This is a genomic window from Shewanella sp. SG41-4 (assembly GCF_014164505.1).
Taxonomy (GTDB): Bacteria; Pseudomonadota; Gammaproteobacteria; order Enterobacterales; family Shewanellaceae; genus Shewanella.
The window spans coordinates 1-10689 of record NZ_JACJFI010000141.1 but is presented as its reverse complement, the minus strand read 5'-3'; the positions used below and the strand labels follow the sequence as shown (position 1 = coordinate 10689).

The window sequence follows — 10689 nt, the reverse complement described above, 5'->3', positions numbered from 1 at the left end:
TAAAAGGGATGAAATACCACAATGCCAACTTATGGATGGTTTCAGCCTGTTGTTCTATTGCTTCAGGACCAAACTTGAGTAACAAACCTGTTATTACAGATAACGCTACGCCAGCATAAAATACCCAATACACCCATGCCTGAAACTTTTGCTTTGTAGTTGCTTGACGTGAAAAAGGCGACGGATAATGCAGACCAAACTTAGCCATATAAACAAACCGAGCGAATACAAATACGCCCACGGCATAACCAAAATAAATATGCCATTGGAACATGACACCACGAATACTTCTGGCAATACTCACTGCTTGTTTATCGGTAATAATGACATCAATTTTCGCTAAGCCTTGATTAATTATGGCGGCCATATGGTTTTTATCCATCCACCCTAGCCTTAATAATACGGTTAATAACATCACCATCATGGTCAATGCTAATCCCCAATGAATAAGACGATGAAGTAGTGGATAAGTTGTCTGTATTTGCATAAAAACCTCGGTAGGATTGCGATGATGAGGCCATTATCACGTAGGAATCTTAACAATCACTTATGGATAACAAAAATCGAAAAATAATCTAAAACATGACACTATGGCGATAAAATAACTTTGAACGGACTCACATATGACTCATTTTTTATACAAGTATCGACAAGTGGCGTTATTTCTTACCGGTGTAGGCACGTCATTAGGCGGGCTTTATACCTTATTCCCGCAGTGGGCTGTCGAAAACCTTAACCAACTAACCTATCAATCCAGTGACACGATATTTATTCAGCATTGGGGATTTATGGTGCTAATGGTAGGGGGCAGTTTTTTTATTGCGATGGTTCGTTCAACTTGGATAAAACCGCTGTTTTGTATTGCGCTAATTGAAAAGCTATTTTTTATTAGCCTAGTATTAAGCAATGCCAATCAACCTTTTGTTGATGGATTTTGGCCGTCAATGGTAATGGACAGTGTCATATGTGCTTACATCACCGCATATTTATGGTTTTGCCGAACCACTGGTGATTTAACGTCTTAATCTTAAGATAGACAAACTCAATTTAATCGAGACTATCTGGCGGTGCTGCAACATCGCATTTTTTACAATTAAGGATCATGCCTAATTGTTGTTGCCGACCTTCGATTGTCGTCACCCAAAGGCGAACAGTCCAAGGCGGATTATGGCGTACATGCTGAAAGTGACCACAGCCTAATTCTGCCACCCAATGCTGTTCTTTATCCAAATGATAACCGATAATTTTTTGCTGCATCCTAGTTCACCCAATCTTTAATACCAATTCTAATAGACGGTAAACACCTACAAAAAAGCCTGAACAAGTCAGGCTTTTTGAGTAATAAGTAACTTAAATAACAACGAGGTTACTTAGTACGATCGCGAATGTGACTCATTGCACGCTTACGACGACGCTCTTGACCCACGGTCAACTTCTCAGTTCTACCTTCAAACGGGTTAGCACCTTCATGGAAACGTAACTGAATTGGCGTACCGACTACTTTTAATGAACGACGGAAATAGTTCATCATATAGCGCTTATACGAATCAGGTAGTTTCTTAACTTGGTTACCATGAATAACCACGATTGGTGGATTATAACCGCCAGCGTGAGCATATTTAAGCTTCACACGACGACCATTCACCAATGGTGGTTGGTGATCATCTTGCGACATTTGCATAACGCGCGTTAGCATTGATGTACTTACGCGACGTGTCGCACTGTCGTAGGCTTCTTCAATTGACTCATATAAATGACCAACGCCAGTGCCATGTAATGCCGAAATAAAGTGAATACGAGCAAAATCGATAAAGCCTAAACGGCGATCAAGTTCGCTTTTAACACGGTCTTTGACTTTTTGATCAATACCGTCCCACTTGTTAATCGCAATCACCAATGCACGACCTGCGTTTAAGGTAAAACCTAATAAACCAAGATCTTGCTCTGCAATACCTTCACGAGCATCGATGACCAATAATACTACGTTAGCATCTTCAACCGCTTTCAAGGTTTTAATTACCGAGAATTTCTCGATAACTTCGTTTACTTTGCTGCGACGACGAACACCGGCAGTATCGATTAATACGTACTCTCTACCTTCACGCGACATTGGAATATAAATACTGTCACGGGTGGTACCTGGTTCGTCATAAACGACGACACGTTCTTCGCCGAGAATACGGTTAATCAGTGTTGACTTACCCACGTTAGGCTTACCAATAATGGCGAGCTTAATCGGTAAGTTTTGTAGACGTTCTTGTTCCGCTTCAGCTTCTTCTTCAGTGTATTCACGCTCAACCTGCTCGCCTTCTTCGTCGAGTTCGCGAACAATACCCATAGCTTCGGCATAAGGCGTTAGTGCGTAGTCAATCATGTTGGTCACACCACGGCCTTGCGCGGCAGCCATTTGATAGACTTCACCTAGACCTAGTGACCAAAATTCGGCACAAGCTGAATCAGCATCAATACCGTCGACTTTGTTAGCAACCACAAACGTGACTTTATCACGGCTACGTAAATGCTGAGCAATCGCTAAATCGGCAGCAGTCATACCGGCACGAGCATCTGTCATAAATAATACGACATCAGCTTCTTCAATCGCGGCCAATGACTGTTCAGCCATTTTGGTTTCGATACCCTCTTCACTGCCATCAATACCGCCAGTATCAACAACAATAAACTCGTAGCCAGCTAAAAATGCGCGGCCGTATTTACGGTCACGTGTTAAACCTGGGAAATCAGCGACTAACGCATCACGAGTACGAGTAAGACGATTAAATAATGTCGATTTGCCGACATTCGGTCGCCCTACAAGGGCCACAACAGGGATCATGATTTTGCCTCTAAAAAACTTTTCAATAAAAAGCCCCCGGAACGCTTCCAGGGGCTCTAGTAAGGACATTATACCTTAATTAACGCAAAAATAGTGCTATGACTTATTCCGCATCAGTTTCAGTATCTTCCTCAACATTCATTTGCTCTTCTTTGTTCAAAGTAACAATCGCGACTTTGCCGCTACGGCCTTGAACATAGATTTTGTCACCCACCACCAATGGTTGGGCATATAATCCATTACTATCAACTTGAACTCGGCCAACTATATCGCCGCTATTACGGTCAATAAAATGCAAGTAGCCTTCAAAGTCACCGACAACAATATAATTTTCAATCACTGCTGGCGCTGTTAGCTCACGGTTTTTAAGAACTGAATTGCTCCATAACTCTAAACCATTACGGCGATCAATAGAGTAAATACGGCTATGATCATCAACTAAATACAAGCTGATACCTGCAGTAGCTAAATCATTAAAGCTTGAGTATTTACGCGACCAAATTATGCGACCACTACGAAGTTCCATAGAGACTAAGTTACCATTGTAACTAGCAACATACAGATTTTCGCCCAGTACTAATGGGGTCATATCAATGTCGGCCATCCGAGTAAACTCATTTGCACCGGTTGGACTAAAAATGGCTTGTTCCCAAGCAGCTTGCCCATTACTTTTAACGACAACAGCAACTTTACCGTCTGCGGTACCTAAAAAGAAACCGCCCGCTTCATATGCAGCAGAACCTGTACCCCTTAAGGTAAGATTTGGCAATTGCATTTCATAGGTCCATAACTTTGTGCCGTTATCGATATCAAATGCTTCAAATGCGCCTTTACTGGTATTCACCGCAACAACATCTTCTGCCACTGTAGGAGCTGATAATAACTCGCCATTTGCTTGAGCTGACCACACAACGTCACCCGTTGCTTCGTCAAGCGCAACCAATAAACCGGTTTCGCCACCAACAAACACTTTATTACGAGCAGCGGTAACACCTGCGGCTAAACGGAGCCCTTTGGTTTTAGTTTCAAGCTTCTCTTCAAAGACATCATTGAAGTCTTTTTTCCAAAGCTCATCACCGGTTGTTTCATCAAAGGCAACCACAATACCGCTACGATCGGCTACAAACACTTTGCCGTAACGAACGGTAGGACGAAGTTGCGAGTAATAATCCCCTACACCGTCACCAACACTGGTATCCCAAGTAATCTCAGGAAATACGGTTGCTTGTATATCAACTAATTCACTCACTGGCTCTTCTTCAACATCACTTGAAGAACAAGCAGACATAAGAGCAACACTTAACCCAACGGCAAGTAGATTTTTACACCACGACTTCATCGGCTAAATTCCTTATGCCTTGTTTAGATTGTCTAATTTCATGGTCAGCGCTGGACTGGCTAACGCACCACCATTGTCCACTGCTGCTTGATAAGCTGATTTGGCATTATCCAAATCACCTTGACGCACTAAAAAGTCGCCTTTCAATTCTTCACGTTGTGACGCAAATGCTTTATCAGTCACTTGGTCTAACGTGGCTAAGGCCATGCCTAAATTGTCTTGCTCAGCTTGAATACGCGCTAAACGAATCATCGCCACCATGCCTAAACCAGAACCAGGTTGCGCTGCAATTACTTTAGTAAATGACGCTTCTGCTTTGGCTAAATCACCGGCTTCAACAGCGGATTTTGCCACCATTAATTCTAGTAACGCTTGATAACCTTGCTGATCATGTTCTGATGTAAAGCTTTCTGCCTGAACCAATAACGCAGCTGGGTTAGCCGACTGTGTCACGATAGACTGAAACGACTCTGAAGCTTCTTCAGCCGCAGTCACTTTCATGTCAGAATAAGTATTCCAACCATATAGACCACCAAGGCCTACTACGGCACCAACGACAATCGAGGTACCATAATCTTTCCAGAACTGCTTGATAGCATCTACTTGTTGTTCTTCTGTGCTATAAATTTCCACTTGCACTTCCCCTTTTGAATCAGTTCTTAAATCAGTTCTGCAATTTTAGCTACGAGTTCACTACGCGTAACCAATTGTTGTTCATTGTTTGTTCTTAACGGCTTAATAGCGACTTGATTATTGGTTATTTCGTTTTCACCAATAATCAACGCAAACTGAGCACCGCTTTTATCGGCGCGTTTCATTTGCTTTTTAAAGTTACCACCACCGCAATGGCTCATGACTTTAAGCGTTGGCAACTGCTGACGCAACTCCTGAGCCACTTTAATCGCTTCAACGACGCAATTTTCACCCATTGCTGTGACATAAACGTCTACTTCTGGGGCTATATCACTGGTTAACTCAAGCGTTTCAAGCAAAAGCACAATACGCTCAAGTCCCATAGCAAAGCCAACCGCAGGTGTGTCTTTACCACCAAGTTGACCGACTAAACCATCGTAGCGTCCACCCGCCAATACTGTACCTTGAGAGCCCAAACTAGTGGTCACCCATTCAAATACAGTGCGGTTATAGTAATCTAAACCACGGACTAAACGCGGATTGATGGTGTATTGGATACCAACAGCGTCTAAGAGTTCACACAAAGTTGAAAAATGTGTCTTAGAGTCTTCACCAAGGTAATCCATCAATGCAGGTGCATCACCTAAAATGGCCTGCACTTGTTGATCTTTACTGTCTAACACTCGCAATGGATTAGAATACATGCGACGTTGACTATCTTCATCTAACTTGTCTTTGTGTTGCTCTAAAAATGCGATTAAGGCATCACGGTAAGCGGCACGCTCAGCCGGATCACCTAGGGTATTAAGTTCTAGTGCTACATGTTCTTTTATGCCAAGCAAATCCCATAAACGGGCAGATAACATTAATACTTCAGCATCAATATCGGCGCTACCAATACCATAAACTTCAACACCAAACTGGTGGAATTGACGGTAACGGCCTTTTTGCGGGCGCTCATGACGAAACATGGGGCCCATATACCACAAACGTTGTTCTTGGTTATACAGCAGACCATGTTCATTACCAGCACGAACGGTTGAAGCGGTGCCTTCAGGGCGTAAGGTTAAGCTGTCACTGTTTCGGTCTTCAAAAGTGTACATTTCCTTTTCAACAATATCGGTCACTTCACCAATAGAGCGCTTGAAAAGGTCAGTACTTTCTACGATAGGAGTGCGAATTTCGCTATAACCAAATGCACTAACGGATGAACGCAATACTGCTTCGACTTTTTGCCATAAAGGACTTTGCGTAGGCAGAATATCGTTCATTCCGCGAATAGCTTGGATTTGCTTTGCCACTGTTAACGTGTCCAATTCTTGATTTAGCTTGCGCTAATAAAATGTAAATATACCCTCAACATCGACAATGTTTAGATTGTCATGCACAGGGGGTTAATGATTATTCAGTTTTGTCGGTGATAGCGATGCGGTTGGCCATCATGCTGGCTTTAGCACGGATCTTTGCTTCTAAGCCATCGACAATATTTTTATTGTCAAAGCGCTCTTTCTGACGCACTCCGTCATCATAATAACCGCTCTTAGCATGGCCGCCTGTTAAGCCGATATCCGACACTAACGCTTCACCTGGGCCGTTGACTACGCAACCAATAATAGACACATCCATTGCGGTAGTAATGTCTTCAAGACGACGTTCAAGTTCATTGACGGTACTAATCACATCAAACTCTTGGCGCGAACAAGAAGGACAGGCAATAAAGTTAATGCCGCGACTGCGAATACGTAGCGACTTTAAAATATCAAAGCCAACTTTAATTTCTTCAACTGGATCGGCCGCTAACGAAATACGTAAAGTATCACCAATGCCTTCAGCTAATAACATACCTAAACCAACAGCGGACTTGACTGAACCTGCGCGCATCCCGCCGGCTTCGGTAATACCTAAATGTAACGGTTGACGAATTTGCTTTGCAAGTAAACGATATGATGCAACTGCTAGGAATACATCTGACGCTTTAACGCTGACTTTAAATTGATCAAAGTTCAAACGGTCCAAAATATCCACATGACGCATCGCTGATTCAAATAATGCTTCAGGCGTTGGCTCACGATATTTGTCCATTAAGTCTTTTTCAAGTGAGCCGCCATTCACTCCTATACGGATGGGAATGTTTTTATCGCGTGCACACTCAACCACACTGCGAATGCGTTCTTCATTACCAATATTACCTGGGTTAATACGCAGGCAATCTGCACCGTATTCGGCCACTTTAAGCGCGATACGATAATCGAAATGAATATCGGCTATTAACGGAATATTCACTGACTGTTTGATAATTTTAAAGGCTTCGGCATCATCCATCGTCGGCACTGAAATACGTACAATATCAGCACCCACTTTTTCTAATGCTAGAATTTGCGCCACGGTAGCCGCAACATCGGTAGTTTTAGTATTCGTCATCGATTGAACAGCAATCGGTGCACCATCACCAATAGGGACATTGCCCACATAGATACGTGTAGATGGTCTGCGAATAATTGGGGATTCGTTATACATGCAAATATGCTCTACTGCTGTTGCTAAAGCATTATGACGCTTTAGGCAGGGTTAATCTTGCAACTCGACCGTTGGCAAACTCAGCTAAACTGACATTATTACCATCGAGGCTGACGCTGGCTACTTGAGGCGCACCCAAAATCACTTTAAAAGGTTTTATTCCACGAACTTCAATTCGTTGCGCCGAATTTTTCACGCCATCAACCATCACTTTGCCATTAGCATCGGTCACGTTAACCCAACAATCACCGGTGAGCTCAATAGTTAACACGCTCTCGGCACCTGCTAAACTGGTGTTTGCTGTTGATGAAGAGTCTGCTGTTGATGAAGAGTCAGTATTTGTACTTTCAACACTGCCACTTGCCGGTAATTGCTGTAAATTACTGGCTGCATCTTGGGCATTTTGAATCAGTTTATCTTCAGCTTCAATTGCTTCCTTGTTAGCCACATCAGCAACACTGTCATGAGCTTCGTTACCGAGCTCATTGCCACTAGGTTGGGCTAATTCGCTTCTAATAATCTGTTGCGGTGCTGGCATATTGCTTTCAGCAGCGATTTCTTCGACGGTTGGCTGCGAGAAATCCACATTGGTTAGTAGCGATGATTTTTGTACCCACCACAACACTAACATGGCAATCAATATCGCAACTATAAGGTAAGTCACTAAGTTTAGGCGACTATTACGAGCTTGATGAGTCGTTTTACGTGAAAAGCTTTGCATTGCCGGTGCAACGATTTCGGGCAACTGGTGACTTAAACATTGTTGAATTTGGTTAATATCAGCATTAACAACACGGGCATAGTTTTTAATATAACCTCTAACATAAGTGGTAGAAGCGATATTAACAAAAATGTCATTTTCAAGATCATTAATAATCTTTGGGCGTAAATGCAGTTGGGTTGCAACGGTCTCAATTGAGATCCCTTTTGCTTCGCGAGCCGCTTTTAAAATGGCACCAGCAGTTACAACATCCTTTAACAATGACGCTTTTTCAGCGTCTTGTTCTACTTCGAATTCTTTAGTCATTAATTCAAGTTAGCTCTATAATTTTTGGCTTGTGGAGATGCAGGAAACTTCGCAATTAATAAAATGCCAAATCGTTTTACGGCCTCTAAATTGTTAGCCGCCCGCTCAATAGTAATCCCTAAGGCTAAACTTTCTGCTGATTCGCTAGCAACTCGATGGTATCTTGCGAGTTGATCGCGCGCATTGCCGTAGTCAGCGTCTTCCATGGCTAACTCGGTTAACTCCAATAACGTTACTTTTCGTCTCTGATCATACTTTAACGCCATATTAAAATACTGTCGCGCTTTTTCTTTATTACCTGCTTTGCGACTGCATACGCCTAGGTTTTCATAGCTTGATGCTGTTCGGGTATATTTAGGTGTCTCAATTGCAGCAAGAAACATTTTTTCAGATTCGACAAACTTGCTTTGCTGACACAAAAACACACCAAAATTATTCCGCGCATCACCTGTTACATCATTTAAGCTAATGGCTTTGTTGTATGACTCTTCTGTTCGCTCTAAATCACCAACAGTTTGATAATAATAAGCCATTGCCATATGAACTTCACTGAGATTTGGCGCATATTCAACAGCTTTATTTAAATTATACTTTGCTTGTTCACTATTACCACGATTTAGATATGTTAGCCCAAGCTGCATACGCTCCCTAGCAGCCCCCTGCTCATTAAACTTTCGTTCAGCTACAGGGGTATCGGTACCAGTGTAAGTACGCTCAGTCACACAAGCAGTGACAGATAAGGCGACTAAAGTGATCAGACCAATCTTTTGCATTCCGTGCTTCATTTATGAGCCTATTATCTATGCAAACAACGAGTTATTCCATTGTGACTGAAATCTGATTCTGTTGCATTTGTTTTTTTGCTAAACGTTTTGTTCTATCACGGATATCACCCGCTAATTGACCACAAGCAGCGTCAATATCATCACCACGGGTTTTACGCACTATCACTGTTAGGCCATGTTCCATCAACACTTTAGAAAAACGATCTATACGTGAATTAGATGAGCGACCGTAAGGCGAACCAGGATACGGGTTAAACGGAATTAAGTTAATCTTACATGGAGTATCTTTCATTAATATCGCGAGTTCGTGCGCTTGGTCTGTGCTGTCATTAATATGATCAAGCATGACATATTCTACCGTTACACGGCCACGATTTGCATTAGACTTTTCTAAATAACGACGAATACCCGCTAAAAATTCTTGTAATGGATATTTTTTATTAACTGGAACCAACACATCGCGCAGTTCATCATTAGGTGCATGAATACTTACCGCTAATGCGACATCAATGGCGTCACCTAATTTATCAAGTGCCGGTACTACACCAGAGGTTGATAACGTCACTCGACGTTTAGATAAACTAAAACCAAAATCGTCAAGCATAATATCCATCGCAGGGATCACGTTAGCAAGGTTAAGCAAAGGCTCACCCATACCCATCATCACTACGTTAGAAATTGGTCGATCGCCAGTGTCTTTGTGGAAACCTAAAAATTGCGATACACGCCAGACCTGGCCAATAATTTCAGATACTGTCAAATTACGGTTAAAACCTTGTTGGCCCGTTGAGCAGAAAGTACATTCTAAAGCACAGCCGACTTGTGATGACACACACAAGGTCGCACGGTCTTCTTCTGGAATGTATACGGTTTCAACTTCTTGGCCTTGGCCAACATTGATAGCAAATTTAATAGTGCCATCATTCGACTTTTGAAAACTCGCAATTTCAGGCGCAACAATTTCACATTTTGCTGCAAGCTTGGTACGCAACACTTTGTTTATGTTGTTCATTTCTTCAAAGTCAGTAACACCAAAGTGATAAACCCACTTCATTAACTGATCGGCACGAAACGGTTTTTCGCCCATTTCACTGAACATCGCCCGTAGTCCTTTACGATCAAGATCTAATAAATTGATTTTCTTTACACTCATTCGCCTAACCTCAAAACACCAAAACCTGTAACAGGGCGGCGAATTATACAGTTAGCATCACGTTTTAGCCAGTATATCTGCATCTAGTGATATGTTAGTATTACTGCAGGCTATATGGCCTTCTACGAGGAAGTTTTTACCCACACTATGTTAACCCTTTTACTAATTGTTTCTTTTGCTATTTTGATTTCCTTTTTGTGCAGTATTTTTGAAGCCGTTCTCTTATCTGTTACTCCAAGATATATCGCAACGCTTAAAGAAACTAACCCTCTTATTGTCGCGCTGCTCGATAAGCAAAAGCAAAACATTGACTCTTCTTTAGTTTCTATCCTAACGCTAAATACCATCTCACATACCATGGGGGCTTCTGTTACCGGCGCACAGGCAGCTATAGCCTTGTGT

General features: G+C 42.3%; 11 protein-coding genes and 1 pseudogene. 2 read left to right on the top strand and 10 right to left on the bottom strand.

Annotation, left to right across the window (positions count from 1 at the left end):
- Positions 1-487 (bottom strand): cytochrome b/b6 domain-containing protein (locus H5202_RS13345; RefSeq protein ID WP_182772497.1); only part of this gene is annotated, 487 nt, incomplete at its 3' end.
- Between the two features lie 136 nt (positions 488-623).
- Between H5202_RS13345 and H5202_RS13340 the strand changes: the two genes are divergently transcribed.
- Positions 624-1025, top strand: a complete 402-nt coding sequence (locus H5202_RS13340; protein ID WP_182772496.1) for a hypothetical protein — start codon at positions 624-626, stop codon at positions 1023-1025.
- Positions 1026-1047: 22 nt separating this feature from the next.
- Here H5202_RS13340 and H5202_RS13335 read toward each other — a convergent pair whose 3' ends face one another.
- From H5202_RS13335 to H5202_RS13295, 9 genes are all read right to left on the bottom strand, one after another.
- On the bottom strand, positions 1048-1257 hold the full coding sequence (locus tag H5202_RS13335; RefSeq protein ID WP_182772495.1) for a DUF3565 domain-containing protein: 210 nt from the start codon (positions 1255-1257) through the stop codon (positions 1048-1050).
- A 109-nt stretch (positions 1258-1366) separates the two neighbouring features.
- Positions 1367-2833, bottom strand: a complete 1467-nt coding sequence (gene der / locus H5202_RS13330; protein ID WP_182772494.1) for a ribosome biogenesis GTPase Der — start codon at positions 2831-2833, stop codon at positions 1367-1369.
- A gap of 103 nt (positions 2834-2936) precedes the next feature.
- Positions 2937-4172 (bottom strand): outer membrane protein assembly factor BamB, encoded by a 1236-nt coding sequence (bamB, locus tag H5202_RS13325; protein WP_182772493.1) that lies wholly within the window; start codon positions 4170-4172, stop codon positions 2937-2939.
- A 12-nt stretch (positions 4173-4184) separates the two neighbouring features.
- Complete coding sequence (locus H5202_RS13320) at positions 4185-4805, bottom strand: tetratricopeptide repeat protein (RefSeq protein ID WP_182772492.1); 621 nt, start codon at positions 4803-4805, stop codon at positions 4185-4187.
- 26 nt (positions 4806-4831) lie between these two features.
- Positions 4832-6106 carry a histidine--tRNA ligase gene (hisS, locus tag H5202_RS13315; protein WP_182772491.1) on the bottom strand — a complete coding sequence of 425 codons (1275 nt, stop codon included), beginning with the start codon at positions 6104-6106 and terminating at the stop codon, positions 4832-4834.
- A gap of 100 nt (positions 6107-6206) precedes the next feature.
- Positions 6207-7322, bottom strand: a complete 1116-nt coding sequence (gene ispG, locus H5202_RS13310) for a flavodoxin-dependent (E)-4-hydroxy-3-methylbut-2-enyl-diphosphate synthase (protein WP_182772490.1) — start codon at positions 7320-7322, stop codon at positions 6207-6209.
- A gap of 31 nt (positions 7323-7353) precedes the next feature.
- On the bottom strand, positions 7354-8349 hold the full coding sequence (locus H5202_RS13305; protein ID WP_182772489.1) for a RodZ domain-containing protein: 996 nt from the start codon (positions 8347-8349) through the stop codon (positions 7354-7356).
- Positions 8349-9134: a type IV pilus biogenesis/stability protein PilW gene (gene pilW / locus H5202_RS13300; RefSeq protein WP_182772488.1), complete on the bottom strand. Its 786-nt coding sequence runs from the start codon at positions 9132-9134 to the stop codon at positions 8349-8351. The genes H5202_RS13305 and pilW overlap by 1 nt, the downstream gene beginning before the upstream one ends.
- Positions 9135-9165: 31 nt before the next feature.
- The gene (locus H5202_RS13295) at positions 9166-10287 is read right to left on the bottom strand and encodes a bifunctional tRNA (adenosine(37)-C2)-methyltransferase TrmG/ribosomal RNA large subunit methyltransferase RlmN (protein WP_182772487.1); all 1122 of its coding nucleotides are present in this window, start codon (positions 10285-10287) and stop codon (positions 9166-9168) included.
- A 147-nt stretch (positions 10288-10434) separates the two neighbouring features.
- On the opposite strand from H5202_RS13295, the pseudogene H5202_RS13290 reads away from it, so the two are divergent.
- Positions 10435-10689: pseudogene (locus H5202_RS13290) on the top strand (hemolysin); the annotation flags it as partial.

What these genes read in the sequence shown, in the direction of transcription:
- H5202_RS13340 (WP_182772496.1), top strand. Translation starts at nt 624, where the DNA reads ATGACTCATTTTTTATACAAGTATCGACAAGTGGCGTTATTTCTTACC.
- H5202_RS13335 (WP_182772495.1), bottom strand. Translation starts at nt 1,257, where the DNA reads ATGCAGCAAAAAATTATCGGTTATCATTTGGATAAAGAACAGCATTGG.
- der (WP_182772494.1), bottom strand. Translation starts at nt 2,833, where the DNA reads ATGATCCCTGTTGTGGCCCTTGTAGGGCGACCGAATGTCGGCAAATCG.
- bamB (WP_182772493.1), bottom strand. Translation starts at nt 4,172, where the DNA reads ATGAAGTCGTGGTGTAAAAATCTACTTGCCGTTGGGTTAAGTGTTGCT.
- ispG (WP_182772490.1), bottom strand. Translation starts at nt 7,322, where the DNA reads ATGTATAACGAATCCCCAATTATTCGCAGACCATCTACACGTATCTAT.
- H5202_RS13305 (WP_182772489.1), bottom strand. Translation starts at nt 8,349, where the DNA reads ATGACTAAAGAATTCGAAGTAGAACAAGACGCTGAAAAAGCGTCATTG.
- pilW (WP_182772488.1), bottom strand. Translation starts at nt 9,134, where the DNA reads ATGAAGCACGGAATGCAAAAGATTGGTCTGATCACTTTAGTCGCCTTA.
- H5202_RS13295 (WP_182772487.1), bottom strand. Translation starts at nt 10,287, where the DNA reads ATGAGTGTAAAGAAAATCAATTTATTAGATCTTGATCGTAAAGGACTA.